Below are 14,565 nucleotides of genomic sequence, written 5' to 3' on the forward strand. Positions count from 1 at the left end.
TCAGGGCACGGGCAGGTATCCGAACTTCTCGCTGTGCTGGCGCGGGTCCAGACCGACAAAGCGCAGCGCCTCGACAGGGGTCGCGACCCGTTCGAAGACGATCGGGGAGCTCAGCGTCGTCTGCTGGACGATGGTCGCGGCAAAGCTCCAGATCGGTTCACCGTCACAGAGGATCACGCAGCTGCGCGGCAGCCCGTCCCAGCCGGGCAGCGAGGACATCAGCGCCAGCAGACGCCTCTGGCTGGCCCAGTCCATGTCGAACCAGGTCACCAACAGGAAGTCCCCGATCACGTTGATCCCCTCGCGCTGCTCGGGCAGGGCTGCGGCACGGTCGATCAGGTCCAGAACCTCGCGCAGGTGAACGCGGCCGGAAAATCGGGCGTGCAGGGTGCCGACGTCTTTGTGAAACCTGTAGGTATAAGCCATGAATGCCAAAATTCTTAAATTGCTGGGTTATCTTACCTCAATGTAGCGCGGAACGGTCCAGAATTAAGGGCAACCCCCGCGCACGGGCGGCCAGACGCCGGAATCCTCCCGCGATCCGGGCGGGAACGGCGATGCGACAGGCAGGTGGGCAGGGGCGCTGGCCCGGTCACATGCCCTGCGTCAGGGTCCGGATGATGTCGCGCGCGCTGTCCGAATGCCAGTCGGCGTCGCCGATCAGCCGGGCAATCTCCATGCCGTCCGGGTCGATCAGCACCGAGATCGGCAGGCCGAGAATGCCCATCTCGCGGGCCAGCGCCTGCTTCTGGTCCTGGTAATGGGGAAGGTTCGAAATCCCGGCCTCGTCAAAGAACTTGGCGATCCCGGCAGGCGAGTTCCGGCCGGTGGCGAGGGTCACCACCTGGAAGCTGTCGCCGCCGAATTCCTCCTGCAGTGCCGACAGCGTCGGCATCTCCTTGCGGCATGGCGCGCACCACGTGGCCCAGAAGTTCAGCAGCACGTACTTGCCCTTGAACTCAGCCAGCGTGCCGGTGCCCGCGCCTTCGCCCAGCGAAAAACTCAGCGCGCTGACCGGCTGCGGCGCCTCGTGCAGGGCCAGCTTCTTCATGTCGCCGTCGCGCAGCGCCGTGATATCCGGCGTCTCGGCGAGGGCAGCGTTTGCACAGAGGGCGAGGGCCATATAAAGGGGCAGCAGGCGAAAAAGGCGCATTATTTCTCCAAGGGCACGGACGATGACTGACAGCAACGCAAACCAGATGTGGGGCGGCCGCTTTGCCGCCGGGCCGGACGCGATCATGGAGGCGATCAACGCCTCGATCGGGTTCGACAAGCGGATGGCCTCCCAGGACATCGCCGGTTCACGCGCCCACGCGGCCATGCTCGCCGCTACAGGCGTTATCAGCGATAGCGACGCAGAGGCCATTCGGGAAGGCCTGCTCACGGTGTTGTCAGAGATCGAAGCGGGCAGCTTCGAGTTTTCCACCGCGCTGGAAGACATCCACATGAACGTCGAGGCCCGGCTCAAGGCCCTGATTGGCGAACCCGCAGGCCGCCTGCACACCGCGCGCTCGCGGAACGACCAGGTGGCGACCGATTTCCGCCTCTGGGTCCGCGACCAGCTCGATGCCGCCGAATCCGGGCTGCTGGCGCTGATCAAGGCGCTGCTGGGTCAGGCCGAGGCCGGAACCGACTGGGTCATGCCCGGCTTCACCCATCTCCAGACCGCTCAGCCGGTGACCTGGGGCCACCACATGATGGCCTATGTCGAGATGTTCGGGCGCGACCTTGGCCGCGTCCGCGATGCCCGCGCGCGGATGAACGAATGCCCGCTGGGGGCTGCCGCCCTCGCCGGCACCTCCTTCCCGATCGACCGTCACATGACCGCCGAGGCGCTGGGCTTCGACCGTCCCTCCGCCAACTCGCTCGACGCGGTCAGCGACCGCGACTTCGCGCTGGAATTCCTCTCCGTGGCCTCGATCAGCGCCATGCACCTCTCGCGCTTTGCCGAGGAACTGGTGATCTGGTCCTCGGCCCAGTTTCGCTTCGTCGCGCTTTCCGACCGTTTCTCGACCGGCTCCTCGATCATGCCGCAGAAAAAGAACCCCGACGCCGCCGAGCTGATCCGCGCCAAGGTGGGCCGTATCTTTGGCGCCAACACCGCGCTGATGATGGTGATGAAGGGGCTGCCGCTGGCCTATTCCAAGGACATGCAGGAAGACAAGGAACAGGTCTTCGATGCGGCCGACAACTGGATGCTGGCGCTGGCCGCGATGACCGGCATGGTCACCGACATGACCGCCAACCGTACGTCACTCGCCGCCGCGGCCGGGTCGGGCTTCTCGACCGCGACCGATCTGGCGGACTGGCTGGTCCGGGTGCTCGGGCTGCCCTTCCGCGACGCGCACCATGTCACCGGATCGCTGGTTGCTGTGGCCGAGAAGAAGGGCTGCGACCTGCCGGACCTGACGCTGGCGGACATGCAGGCCGTGCACGAGGGCATCACCGAGGAGGTCTTCACTGTCCTCGGCGTCGAAAATTCGGTAAACTCGCGGACATCCTACGGCGGTACCGCGCCCGAACAGGTGCGGGCGCAGATCGCAAGGTGGAAAGCGAGGATCTGATGCGCATCATCAAGGCACTGGCCGCTCCCCTCCTGCTGGCCCTTCTGGCCGGCTGTGGAGCAGACGGCGAGCCGGTGCAGCCCACGATGAACGCGGGCATCAACGTCTCCGGCTCCGGCATCAGTGCCGGGGGCGGGGTGGGCCTCTACAAGGGCCCGCTGGCGCTGTATCTCGGGTTCTGACCCGGCAGACCTGATTTCGGGCGGATACGGTCGGCCAGTTGACGTGTCACTCGTTCCGATTTCGAAACAGTAGCGCCCAATTTCAGCCATTTTTGCCGAGTACCCCTTGCCAGGGCATGGAAACGCGCACGCGAGGGATATGGGCATGACTACCGCAGCGATCGACGCCGGGTCGGACAAGACGACCGCGCTTCTCGAGGGACCGGCAAAGAGCCGCGCGCCGGAGAGTTCGGCAATCGTGCAGGTGGCGCGCAAATTCGGCGTGAGCCCGCTGCGGCAATTCCGCGAGATGCTCCTCCTCAACCGCTCCGCCGCGCGCCTGTCGTTCGCCGAGTACCAGTCGAACGCGCTTTTCAATCCCGAGCTGACCATGGAGCAGAAGCGCGAGTTCGTCGGGGTCAAGGCGAACTGGACGCTGAACCTCGGCATGTCGCCCTACGAGCTGGTGCGCAGCAACCAGCTGGTGACCAACAAGTTTCTCTATTGCTCGCTGCTCGCGCAGCTGGGCCTGCGCACCACCCGCACCCAGGCGCTGGTGGAGAAACATCACCGCTCCGGCGTGGTCCCGAGCTTTGCCAATGCCGCCGACCTCAAGGCCTTCTTCCTCGGCGCGGCGCGCTATCCGCTGTTCGGCAAGCCCAACTCCGGCTCGCTCAGCGCGGGCTCGGTCTGCATCGAGCGCGTGGACGGCGCCGCGAACCAGGCCTTCCTCGCGGATGGCCGGCAGGTCGACCTCGACGCGCTCTGCGAAGAGATGACCGGCCAGAAGGGGGGCTACCTGCTGCAGGACGCACTGGTCCAGCACCCGGAGATGGCGGCCATCGTCGGCAATGCAATCGGCACCGTCCGTATCGTGACCGTCAACGAGAATGGCACGGCGCGCCCGCTCTACGCGGTCTGGAAGATCCCGTCGCCCAAGGCCATGTCCGACAATTTCTGGCAGGACGGCAGCATGATCGGCGCCATCGACATCGAGACCGGAAAAATCCTGCGCGCGCGCACCGGCAGCGGCCTGAAAGGGCAGGATATCGAGACGCATCCGGTCAGCGGCAAGCGCCTTGTCGGTTTCCAACTGCCCTGTTTCCAGGAGGCTCTGGCCCTGGCTTGCCAGGCGCACGACGTCTTCCCCGAGTTCGGCATCCTCGGGTTCGACATGGCGATCACGGCGGATGGACCGGCGGTGGTGGAGTGCAACGACAACCCCTTCCACACCCTGTTCCAGATCGCCAACCAGCGCGGCATTCGCAACGCAGACTTCCTGCCGGTGTTCGAAAAGGTGACCAAGCGCTCGGCCGAAGCCCTTGCCAAGCAACGCAAGTCGCTCAAGGCCAAGTTCAAGGCGCACCGCTGATCCGGTGACGCAACGACAGGGGCAGACCGGGGAATCGGATTGATCAGAGACCCGGTTTGCGTCTAAAGGCGCGGAATGGATCACTTTCTCTACAGGAACGGCGCGCTTTACGCCGAGGACGTCCCCGTAGCCGATATCGCGGCCGAAGTCGGGACCCCGTTCTACGTCTATTCCACAGCGACCCTGCTGCGGCATTACCGCCTCTTCGACGAGGCGCTCGACGGGGTCGACCACCTTGTCTGCTACGCCATGAAGGCGGCGGGGAACCTCGCCATCCTCAAGACCCTCGCGCAGGCCGGGGCAGGCATGGACGTGGTTTCGGGCGGCGAGTACCTGCGGGCCCGCGCGGCGGGCGTTCCTGGGGACAAGATCGTGTTCTCGGGCGTCGGCAAGACCGCCGAGGAAATGCGCACCGCCCTGCAGGGCGGCATCCGCCAGTTCAACGTCGAATCCGAACCCGAGATGGAGCAGCTGAACCTCGTGGCGCAGAGCCTCGGGATGGTCGCACCCATCACCATCCGCGTGAACCCGGATGTCGACGCCAAGACCCACGCCAAGATCGCGACCGGGAAATCCGAGAACAAGTTCGGCATTCCCATCGCCCGCGCCCGCGCCGTCTATGCCCGCGCCGCTGAACTCCCGGGGATCGAGGTCGTCGGCATCGACGTTCACATCGGCAGCCAGCTGACCCAGCTCGAACCCTTCGAACTGGCCTATGCCAAGGTGGCCGAGCTGACCGAGCAGCTGCGCGCGGACGGTCACCACATCCGCAGGCTCGACCTCGGCGGGGGCCTTGGCATTCCCTACACCCGTTCGAACGAGGCGCCGCCGCTGCCGGTGGAATACGGCGCCATGATCAAGCGGACGCTGGGCCACCTCGGGTGCGAGATCGAGATCGAGCCGGGCCGCCTGATCGCGGGCAACGCCGGGCTGCTGGTCTCCTCGGTGATCTACATGAAGTCGGGCGAGGGACGCGATTTCCTGATCCTCGACGCGGCCATGAACGACCTGATCCGCCCCGCCATGTACGACGCGCACCACGACATCATCCCGGTCATCGAACCGGCACCCGGTGTCGAGCAGCGCCCCTATGACGTGGTCGGCCCCGTGTGCGAGACCGGCGACACCTTCGCGCGCCAGCGCGACCTGCCGCCGATGGCCTCGGGCGACCTCGTCGCATTCCGCAGCGCGGGGGCTTACGGCGCCGTGATGGCCAGCGAGTACAATGCGCGACCACTTGTGCCCGAAGTCCTGGTCAATGGGGATCAATTCGCGGTTATTCGCCGACGTCCGAGCTTTGAGGAAATGATGAATCGGGATACCATCCCCGAGTGGCTTTGACGCAATCCGGCGGCTGAGGCCGTCTGGAGTATCGAATGGCCAATCCCATCGGCACCGACCCCGCGTTCCGCAAGCTTCGCTTCGCCCTTGCGCTCACCCGCGCCGGGCTGGTGGCCGAGCGCCTGCTGCGGTGTTTCTGGCCGCTGATCTCGATCCTGCTGCTGTCGGTCTCGCTGCTGATGCTGGGCCTGCACGACATGGCGCGGGTCGAGGTGGTCTGGGGCGTTGCCGTGGTCGCCATCCTCGCGGCACTGGCTGCCCTCGTCTACGGCGTGATGAGGTTCCGCTGGCCCAGCCGCGCGGAAACGCTCACCCGGCTGGACGAGACGATGCCGGGCCGCCCGATCCAGGCGCTGCTCGACGATCAGGCGATCGGCCAGTCCGACCCGGCCTCCGCAGCGGTCTGGCGAGCGCACCAGATGCGCATGGCGGCCCGCGCCTCGACCGCGCGTGCCCCTCAGCCCAACCTCCGCATCGCGCGGCGCGACCCCTACGCGCTGCGCTACATGGCGGTCCTGGCCTTCGCGGTCGCGCTGCTGTTCGGCTCGGTCTGGCGGGTCGGAACCGTCGCCGAGATGACACCGGGCTCGGCCGAGGCCGCTGGCGGCCCCTCGTGGGAAGGCTGGATCGAGCCGCCGCGCTATACCGGCATGCCGACGGTCTATCTGGCCGACGTCAAGGGCGACCAGCTGAACATCCTTCAGGGCAGCCGTGTGACCCTCCGTTTCTACGGCGCGGTCGGGGCCCTGACTCTGAACGAGACAGTCTCGGGCCGCATCGGTGAGCTGCCGGCCGCCTCCGACCCGGTGCAGGACTTCGTCGTGACCCAGAACGGCAAGCTCGCCATCGACGGCAGCGGCGGGTGGTCGTGGTCGGTGCGGGTGACTGCCGATGCGCGGCCCGAGGTCAGCGTGTCCGGAGCCGCCGAGGCCGAGGCGGACGGGCAGATGAAACTGGCCTTCGCGGCGAGCGATGATTACGGCGTGGTCGCAGGCTCGGCCCACGTCATGCTCGACCTCGACGCGGTCGACCGGCGCTATGGCCTCGCGGCCGAACCGGACGCGCGCGAGGGGATCACCGTGCCGCTGCCGATGCCCATCGCAGGCGACCGCAGCAATTTCACCGAGACCCTGATCGAGGACTTCTCCAAGAACCCGTGGGCGAACCTGCCGGTGACCTTCACGCTGGAGGTCGAAGACGCCTCGGGGCAGAAGTCCGAACAGACGGTCTATTCCGGTCTCCTGCCGGGCCGCCGCTTCTTCGACCCGATGGCGGCTGCCGTCATCGAACAGCGCCGCGACCTGCTGTGGTCTCTGTCGAATGCGCCGCGCGTGGCGCAGATGCTGCGCGCCGTCTCCCACCGGCCCGACGATGTCTTCCGCTCGGAAACCGCCTATCTGCGGCTCCGCGTGATTCTGCGGCGGCTCGAAACCTTTACCGAGTATGGGCTGCGCGCCGCCCAACAGGACGAGATCGCCGACGCCATGTGGGATCTCGCCATCCTGCTGGAGGAGGGTGACCTCACCGATGCGCTCGAACGGCTGCGCCGGGCACAGGAACGCCTGAGTGAAGCGATGAAGAACGGCGCCTCGGACGAGGAAATCGCCGACCTGATGCAGGAGCTGCGCGAGGCTACCAACGAGTACATGCGCCAGCTTTCGCGGCAGGCGCAGGACAACGGCGACGTTCTCGACCAGAACAACCTGCCGCAGGACATGATGCAAATGTCGCAGAATGACCTGCAACGCATGATGGACCGGATCCAGGAGCTGATGGAGCAGGGCCGCATGGCCGAGGCGCAGCAGGCGCTGCAGGAACTCCAGCAGATGATGGAGAACATGCGGATCACCAACGCACCCGGTCAGGGCAGCCCCTCGCAGGGGCAGCAGGCCATGGAAGGGCTTGCCGACACGCTGCGCGAACAACAGGGCCTGTCGGACGAGGCGTTCCGCGATCTGCAGGAACAGTTCAATCCCGGTGCGCAGGCGGGCGAGAGCCAGGGCAATCAGGGCCGCAATGGCGGTCAGGGCCGGGGGCAGAGCCACGAGGGCCAGGGCGGTCAGGGTCAGGCACAGAACCAGGGCGAAGGCAGCGAACAGAGCCCCGGGGGCAATGGCAACGGCGATCTTGGCGAGTCCCTTGCCGAACGCCAGCGCGCGCTGCGTCAGGAGCTTGAACGCCAGAAGGGCGGTATGCCGGGGACGGGAACGCCCGAGGGCGACGCCGCGCGCGAAGCGCTGGACCGGGCCGGGCGTGCAATGGACGGCGCCGAACGGGCCCTGCGCGACGACCGTCTGGCCGATGCCATCGACCAGCAGTCCGACGCGATGGAGGCCCTGCGCGAGGGCATGCGCTCGCTGGGAGAGGCCATGGCCCAGCAACAGCGCCAGCCGGGGCAGGGCACCGCCGAGAGCCGTGCACGGTCGGGCAACCGCGACCCGCTGGGCCGCAGCGCCGGATCCGAGGGCGCGCTGGGAAGCGACGAGAACCTGCTGCAGGGCGAAGACGTCTATCGCCGGGCCCGCGAGCTGCTGGACGAAATCCGGCGGCGGACCGGCGACGGCGCCCGCCCGCAACTGGAACTGGATTATCTTGAAAGACTGCTCGACCGGTTCTGACCGGTCGAGGCGTTACTTCGGAACGAAGCCGCTGAGCTTGGTGTCGAGCCAGCGCCGCAGGTCGTCCACGGTCGCGGTATAGGAATCGAGCGGCCCCTTCAGGCTCGGCGACGCCTCGATGATCTTCTGGGAATTCACGTAGACCACCACCAGCAGCACGGCGAGCAGCAGGATCAGGCTGAACCCGCGAGTGAACCCGCCGCGCGAGCGGACCGGCGCGACCTCGACCGCCTCGGGGGCCGGTGCCTCGGTCTCGTTGGTGCGCAGGGTCGAGTTGATTTCGTCGATATCGGGCAACAGCCGGCTGCGGCGGCGATCCTGATCGGCCTGCACGGTGCCCGAGGTCTCCTGCACCGGCACCGAGCGTTCCCGGGGTTTCGGCGCGGGTTGTTCGCTCACACCCCAGTCGAGGCCCAGTTCAGCCTGGCTTTCGAGGCTCGTGCTCTCGGTGGCGCGCATCCGCGCCTCGAACTCGGCCTCCTGCCGCAGGATGTCGCTGATCGACGGGTCCATGTCCCGCGCCTTGCGCGAGATCAGCGGTGCGACCGGCGGCGTCGGGGCAGGGGCGAGGTCTTCGATGTCTTCCTCGTAGACGTCGGGCGCGGCGATATCCTCTGCAGGCAGATCGTCGGGCGCGGCCTTGGCAAAGAAGGCAGCCGGGTCGGCTTCTTCGTCCTCGTCCTCGTCGTCTCCCTTGAGCGCGTCCTCTTCATCCTCGTCCGGACTGTCCCAGCGCGTCTCGTCCTCGACGGACTCCAGGTCGTCGGCATCGTCCATCTCCGGCGCGTCAGACGTCTCGTCTTCGTCCAGGTCCTCGTCGGCGCTCAGGCCCGGTGCGGGCGCGAAAACGGGTTCAGGCGCGGCCTCGGCCGGTTCGTGGTCGGGATGATACTGGTACCAGGTGTTGCCACAGTTCGAGCATTGAACATCACGCCCCTCGGTGGGGATGACTTCATCGGGCACCTCGTATTGCGCATCGCAATTCGGGCAAGTGATCCTCATTCCGCTGTTCCTGCTCTGCCAAAACGCCTGATAATTATAATTTTCATCATCATAGGGAAATGGATGGCGGGCGCAAAGCGACAATTCGCTGAGCCTACATTTGCGAACGGCGTCGTTGCTGCTGGGCATTGAATCTGCCCTGTCGCTGAGGCAAAACATGCGCGAAGTCAGGGGGCGCATGTGATCGAGCTGGAAAATGTCGGCTACAGCTACGGCGGTGGCGAATTGCTGAGCAATGTGACCCTGAGCCTGTCGCCGGGCTCCTTCCATTTCCTGACCGGGCCGTCCGGCTCGGGCAAGACCACGCTGATGAAGCTCTGCTATGGCGCGCTCAAACCCACGTCGGGGCGCATCAAGGTCTTTGGCAGCGACATGCGCCGGCTCGACCGTGACCAGATGGCGATCCTGCGGCGGCGCATCGGCGTCGTGCATCAGGACTGCCAGTTCCTCGACCACCTGCCGCTGGCCGACAATGTCGCGCTGCCGCTGACCGTCTCGGGCCGCGATGTCGGGGCCGAGAGCCAGAACCTCTCGGAACTGCTCGCATGGGTCGGGCTCGGCAATCGCACCGACGCGCTGCCCCCGGAACTCTCGGGCGGGGAGCGCCAGCGCGCCGCCCTTGCCCGCGCCGTGATCATGTCGCCCGAGGTCGTGCTCGCGGACGAGCCCACCGGCAACGTCGACTGGGAGATGTCGCAGCGCCTGCTGACCCTGCTGGCCGAGCTGAACCGGATGGGCAAGACGGTGCTGGTGGCCAGCCACGACCTTGCCCTGATCCGCGCCGCCAAGAGCCTCGTGCAGGCGCGCGTCCTGCGGATTTCCAATCGCAAGCTCCAGCTCGCGGGGGCAGACCTGTGAGCAAGCGCACCATCCGCTCCTTCCTGCTCGGAGATGCCCAGGCCGACCGCGTCGTGCCGCCCTCCGGGTTCACCGCCCAGCTCACGCTCTTCGCGGCGGCGGCGATGGCGTTCCTCGCGGTCTTCGCGCTGGCGCTCTGCATGGCCTCGGGCCGTCTGGCGGACCGCTGGGCCGGGGAACTGGCGCGCAGCGCCACGCTGCGCATCTCCGCTCCCGCCGATCAGCGCGACGCGCAGACCGCCGCCGCGCTCGAAATCCTGCGCCAGACCCCGGGCATCGCCTCGGCGCGGGCGCTCAGCATGGAGGAACAGGCCGCGCTGCTGACACCGTGGTTCGGGGCCGACCTTCCGCTCGATGACCTTCCGGTGCCGCAGCTGGTCGAGATCGTCGCCGACGATCAGGGCTACGATGTCGAGGGCCTGCGCCTGCGACTCTCGGGCGAGGTTCCGGGCGCCGTGCTCGACGATCACTCGCGCTGGCGCCGGCCGCTGGTCGATGCGGCGAACAGCCTGCGTCGCCTCGGCCTGATGTCGATCCTGCTGATCGGCGGCGCGACCGCCGCGATGATCACCCTTGCCGCGAACGCCGCGCTGGCCGCCAATGCGCAGGTGATCGAGGTGCTGCGGCTGGTCGGCGCCCGCGACACCTATATCGCGCAGGCCTTCGTGCGCCGTTTCACCCTGCGCGCACTGATCGGTGCGACGCTGGGCATGGCGCTGGGGATGCTCGGGGTGGCGCTGCTGCCGCCCGCGTCCGACGCCGGTGGCTTCCTGACCGGCCTCGGGTTTCAGGGGGCAGGGTGGGCCGTGCCCTTCCTGATCCCGGTGCTCGGTGCCTTGGTGGCTTTCGCCGCGACGTGGTACTCGGCCCGCCGCCGGTTGGGAGAGCTGACCTGATGTTTCGCTGGATCCGCTCGCTCCTGTTCGTCGTCCTGATGTATCTCGGCATGGCGGTCCTCGGTTTCTCCTTCGCGCCCTTCGCCCTGTTCTCGCGCAACGCCGCGGTGCGGGCCTGCAAGCTCTTCTGCATCTGGGCGCGCTGGCTGGCGGGCTGGCTGGTGGGCATCCGGACCGAGGTGCGCGGACCGATCCCGACCGGCGAGGTCCTGATCGCCTCCAAGCACCAGTCGTTCCTCGACATCATCCTGATCTTCCACGTTCTGCCGCGCCCCAAGTTCATCATGAAGCGCGAACTGATGTGGACCCCCTTCATCGGCCTCTACGCGCGCCGCATGGGCTGCATCCCCGTCGACCGCGCCAAGCGTGGCGGCGCGCTGGCCAAGATGGTGCGCGACGTGATGACCGAGCGCCGGGATCCCGGTCAGCTGGTGATCTACCCGCAGGGCACCCGCGTCGCGCCGGGCGATTACAAGCCCTACAAGGGCGGGATCGGCATTCTCTACAATGAACTCGAAACCCCCTGCGTCCCGGTCGCGACCAACGTCGGCCTGTTCTGGCCCCGCAAGGGCCTGACCAAGTATCCGGGACTGGCGGTTGTCGAGTTCCTCGAACCGGTCGAGCCGGGCCTGTCGCGCCGCGAGTTCATGACCGAGATCGAGGCGCAGGTGGAACGGCAGTCCACCGTCCTGATGCGCGAAGCGGGGTACGAGGCCGATGAACTACGTTGAGGATATCGAGACGCTCGAGGCGCTCTACGGGATCGTGGGAGAGGCGGCCAGCGTCAAGGTCGCCCGCCGCCTGACCCCGACCTACCGCAAGTGGATCATGGCCTCCCGGCTCTGCATGATGACCACCGTGGGCCCGGACGGAACCGATGGCAGCCCGCGCGGTGACGATGGCCCGGTGGTGATGGAACTCGACCCCGGAACCCTGGCGATGCCGGACTGGCGCGGCAACAACCGGCTCGATTCCCTGCGCAATATCGTGACCGACGGGCGCATCTCGCTGATGTTCATGATCCCGGGCAGCAACAACGTGATGCGGGTCAACGGCCGTGCAAGGCTGACCGCCGACGAGGCCCTGCGCGAGCGCTTCCGGCGCAAGTCCATCCTGCCCGCCACCGTCATCGTGATTTCGATCGAGGAAATCTACAGCCAATGCGCGCGCGCCCTGCTGCGCTCGGGCCTGTGGAACGGCGAACCCGCACCCGCCGACCTGCCGACGGTCGGCGACATCCTGACCGAGATGAGCGAAGGCAAGCTCGACGGCAAGGCCTACGACGAGGAATGGCCGGTCCGCGCCGCCCAGTCCATGTGGTAGGCGTCACAGGGTCTTTTCTGCAATCCCTCGGGCCTCTGCAGGCAGCGGGGTGTCCTGTTCGATGCGGGCCCATGCGGCGGCAATCATCCGATCATCCACCCCGATCCTGAGCTCGTCGCGCACCAGCGATGCGAACTCGGCCTCGCTCGTCACCACCGTGCGCGTATCGCCCTCCGCCGTCTCGCGGGTCACGTTGCGCCCGAACACGCCGATCCGCGTATTCCCGTCGAACCCGGCCAGCATCAGGTGGTTCGGGAAAGGCATCCGGCTCCACGTGGCGCAAATGTGGTTCGCACCCGCGACATCGGCGTCGACCACAAAGGCAGAGTCGAAGCCGTAGAGCGACCCCCACTGGCCGTTGGTCCAGCGCTCGATCACCGTCTCGTCGGTGCGCGCGTCCCGGATCAGCCGGTAACGCCCGTTGGTCATGTCCTGCTCGACGTCGAGCACCAGCTTCAGCGGCTCCAGCGCGCCCGGGCCGCCAAACCCGGCGTCCGCGATAAAGCGCTCCTCGCCGATGGTGACGGTCATCAGCAGGTGGGTGCGCGGTCCGCCCTCGGGCAGCCCCTTGCGCACGCGACCGAGGGCCCGGCGGGTCTGGAACCCGAGCGCCGAGAGCGCCGCGCCGAACAGCGCGTTCAGCTCGAAGCAGTAGCCGCCCCGCCGCCGGTGCAGGATCTTCTCGACGATCACGTCGAGGTCGAGGTCCGGGGCCGAGCCGAGGTAGGGATCGAAGCTCTCGAAGGGCAGGGCGCGCAGCTGCGCCCGCTGCAGCTGCCGCAACGCCTCTGCATCGGGCACGGCAGGCCGCTCCATCCCGAGTCGTTCGAGGTAGGTCGTAAGGTCGAAGGCTGGCATTGCGGGCTCCGGTCGGGGTCGTCGCTTCGGCCCGAGAGTGGCGTCATTCGCCGCCCGCCACAAGGGGAGCGGAACGCAAACGGCCCGCCAGCAGGGCTGACGGGCCGTGGATCGCGCCGCTGGCGGGATCAGCTGTGGATCGGACCGTCGCCGCAGGCCAGCGCGGCTTCGCGCACGGCTTCGGAGTAGGTCGGGTGGGCGTGGCAGGTCAGCGCCACGTCCTCGGCGGAGGCGCCGAATTCCATCGCCACGCAAATCTCGTGGATCAGGTCGCCCGCGCCCGGCCCGATGATGTGGGCGCCGAGAATGCGGTCGGTTTCCTTGTCGACGAGGATCTTGACGAAGCCCTCGGCCTGGAACACGGCCTTGGCGCGCGCGTTGCCCATGAACGAGAACTTGCCGGCCTTGTAGGCGCGGCCCGCCTTCTTCAGCGTCTCCTCGGTCTCGCCGACGCTGGCGACCTCGGGGGTGGTGTAGATCACGCCAGGGATCACGCCGTAGTTCACGTGGCCATGCTTGCCCGCGATCTGTTCGGCCACGGCCATGCCCTCGTCCTCGGCCTTGTGGGCCAGCATCGGGCCGGCGATGCAGTCGCCGATGGCGTAGATGCCCTTGACGTTGGTCTGCCAGTCCTTGCCCACCTCGATCTGGCCGCGCGGGCTCATCTGGATGCCGAGCGCGTCAAGGCCCAGACCCTCGGTGTAGGGCTTGCGGCCGGTGGCGACGAGCACGGCATCCGCCTCGATCTCGTGCTCGCTGTCATCCTTGCGCAGCTTGTAGGTGACCTTGGCCTTGGACTTGGCGACCTCGGTCTTCTGCACGGCGGCGCCCATGATGAACTCCATGCCCTGCTTCTTGAGGATCCGCTGCAGCGTGCGCTGCACCTCGGGGTCCATGCCGGGGGTGATCACGTCGAGGAACTCGATCACGGTCACCTCGGCGCCAAGGCGCGAATAGACCGAACCAAGCTCGAGCCCGATGACGCCCGCGCCGATCACGACCATCTTCTTCGGGACCTTCGGCAGCTCCAGCGCGCCGGTCGAGGTCACCACGACCTTTTCGTCGACTTCGACACCGGGGAGCGACGAGGGCACCGAGCCCGAGGCGATCACGATGTTCTTGGCCTCGTGGATTTCGTCACCGACCTTGACCTTGCCGGCCTCGGGGATCGAGGCGTAGCCCTTGATCCAGTCGATCTTGTTCTTCTTGAACAGGAACTCGATGCCGCCGGTGTTCTGGCCGATGGTGTCGTCCTTGTAGGCCAGCATCTGTTTCCAGTCGACGCTGGGCGCCTTGCCCTTCAGGCCCATGGTGGCAAAGTTGTGCTCGGCCTCGTGCAGCATGTGCGAGGCATGCAGCAACGCCTTGGACGGGATGCAGCCGACGTTCAGGCAGGTGCCGCCGAGGGTGGCGCGCCCCTCGACGCAGGCCGTCTTGAGCCCGAGCTGGGCGCAGCGGATCGCGGACACGTAGCCGCCAGGGCCGGCTCCGATGATGATAACGTCGTATTGGGCCATATTGGTCTCCTGGGTCTGTCTGTGCCCCCGGCCTCATCGGCCGGCGGGCTGGGTT

The 14,565-nt window shown here is 67.1% G+C and carries 14 protein-coding genes; 9 read left to right on the forward strand and 5 right to left on the reverse strand.

Features of this window, described 5'->3' with window-relative positions:
* Together DDT93_RS20215 and DDT93_RS20220 are read right to left on the reverse strand one after the other, a co-directional pair.
* Positions 1-426: a hypothetical protein gene (locus tag DDT93_RS20215; RefSeq protein ID WP_109467703.1), complete on the reverse strand. Its 426-nt coding sequence runs from the start codon at positions 424-426 to the stop codon at positions 1-3.
* A 166-nt stretch (positions 427-592) separates the two neighbouring features.
* Positions 593-1,153: a TlpA family protein disulfide reductase gene (locus tag DDT93_RS20220; RefSeq protein WP_198654919.1), complete on the reverse strand. Its 561-nt coding sequence runs from the start codon at positions 1,151-1,153 to the stop codon at positions 593-595.
* A 22-nt stretch (positions 1,154-1,175) separates the two neighbouring features.
* Between DDT93_RS20220 and argH the strand changes: the two genes are divergently transcribed.
* The 5 genes from argH to DDT93_RS20245 all read left to right on the forward strand — a co-directional run bounded on the left by argH (position 1,176) and on the right by DDT93_RS20245 (position 8,056).
* A complete protein-coding gene (argH, locus tag DDT93_RS20225; RefSeq protein ID WP_109467704.1) occupies positions 1,176-2,564 on the forward strand; it encodes an argininosuccinate lyase in 1,389 nt (462 codons plus the stop codon).
* Positions 2,564-2,746, forward strand: a complete 183-nt coding sequence (locus DDT93_RS20230; RefSeq protein ID WP_109467705.1) for a hypothetical protein — start codon at positions 2,564-2,566, stop codon at positions 2,744-2,746. Before argH ends, DDT93_RS20230 begins: the two co-directional genes overlap by 1 nt.
* 145 nt (positions 2,747-2,891) lie before the next feature.
* Entirely contained in the window at positions 2,892-4,097 is a 1,206-nt protein-coding gene (locus tag DDT93_RS20235) for a sugar-transfer associated ATP-grasp domain-containing protein (RefSeq protein ID WP_157960238.1), read from the forward strand.
* Between the two features lie 75 nt (positions 4,098-4,172).
* Positions 4,173-5,438: a diaminopimelate decarboxylase gene (lysA, locus tag DDT93_RS20240; protein ID WP_109467707.1), complete on the forward strand. Its 1,266-nt coding sequence runs from the start codon at positions 4,173-4,175 to the stop codon at positions 5,436-5,438.
* Between the two features lie 35 nt (positions 5,439-5,473).
* Positions 5,474-8,056 (forward strand): TIGR02302 family protein, encoded by a 2,583-nt coding sequence (locus DDT93_RS20245; protein WP_109467708.1) that lies wholly within the window; start codon positions 5,474-5,476, stop codon positions 8,054-8,056.
* A 12-nt stretch (positions 8,057-8,068) separates the two neighbouring features.
* On the opposite strand, the gene DDT93_RS26795 is transcribed toward DDT93_RS20245, so the two are convergent.
* Positions 8,069-9,058, reverse strand: coding sequence for a zinc-ribbon domain-containing protein (locus DDT93_RS26795; protein ID WP_198654920.1), 990 nt, complete (start codon positions 9,056-9,058; stop codon positions 8,069-8,071).
* 180 nt (positions 9,059-9,238) lie between these two features.
* Between DDT93_RS26795 and DDT93_RS20255 the strand changes: the two genes are divergently transcribed.
* Genes DDT93_RS20255 through DDT93_RS20270 form a run of 4 tightly spaced genes read left to right on the forward strand, consistent with a single transcriptional unit; the run spans position 9,239 to position 12,135 of the window.
* The gene (locus DDT93_RS20255) at positions 9,239-9,916 is read left to right on the forward strand and encodes a cell division ATP-binding protein FtsE (RefSeq protein ID WP_109467709.1); all 678 of its coding nucleotides are present in this window, start codon (positions 9,239-9,241) and stop codon (positions 9,914-9,916) included.
* Positions 9,913-10,812: a cell division protein FtsX gene (locus DDT93_RS20260; protein WP_109467710.1), complete on the forward strand. Its 900-nt coding sequence runs from the start codon at positions 9,913-9,915 to the stop codon at positions 10,810-10,812. Before DDT93_RS20255 ends, DDT93_RS20260 begins: the two co-directional genes overlap by 4 nt.
* Positions 10,812-11,543: a lysophospholipid acyltransferase family protein gene (locus DDT93_RS20265; protein WP_109467711.1), complete on the forward strand. Its 732-nt coding sequence runs from the start codon at positions 10,812-10,814 to the stop codon at positions 11,541-11,543. The genes DDT93_RS20260 and DDT93_RS20265 overlap by 1 nt, the downstream gene beginning before the upstream one ends.
* The gene (locus DDT93_RS20270) at positions 11,530-12,135 is read left to right on the forward strand and encodes a pyridoxamine 5'-phosphate oxidase family protein (RefSeq protein ID WP_109467712.1); all 606 of its coding nucleotides are present in this window, start codon (positions 11,530-11,532) and stop codon (positions 12,133-12,135) included. Before DDT93_RS20265 ends, DDT93_RS20270 begins: the two co-directional genes overlap by 14 nt.
* 3 nt (positions 12,136-12,138) lie before the next feature.
* Here DDT93_RS20270 and DDT93_RS20275 read toward each other — a convergent pair whose 3' ends face one another.
* Complete coding sequence (locus tag DDT93_RS20275; protein ID WP_109467713.1) at positions 12,139-12,993, reverse strand: arylamine N-acetyltransferase family protein; 855 nt, start codon at positions 12,991-12,993, stop codon at positions 12,139-12,141.
* Positions 12,994-13,121: 128 nt separating this feature from the next.
* Positions 13,122-14,510 (reverse strand): dihydrolipoyl dehydrogenase, encoded by a 1,389-nt coding sequence (gene lpdA / locus DDT93_RS20280; protein ID WP_109467714.1) that lies wholly within the window; start codon positions 14,508-14,510, stop codon positions 13,122-13,124.
* Positions 14,511-14,565 lie beyond the last annotated feature (55 nt).

Origin of the sequence: Albibacillus kandeliae (assembly GCF_003116585.1) — a bacterium.
Classification (GTDB): domain Bacteria; phylum Pseudomonadota; class Alphaproteobacteria; order Rhodobacterales; family Rhodobacteraceae; genus Albibacillus; species Albibacillus kandeliae.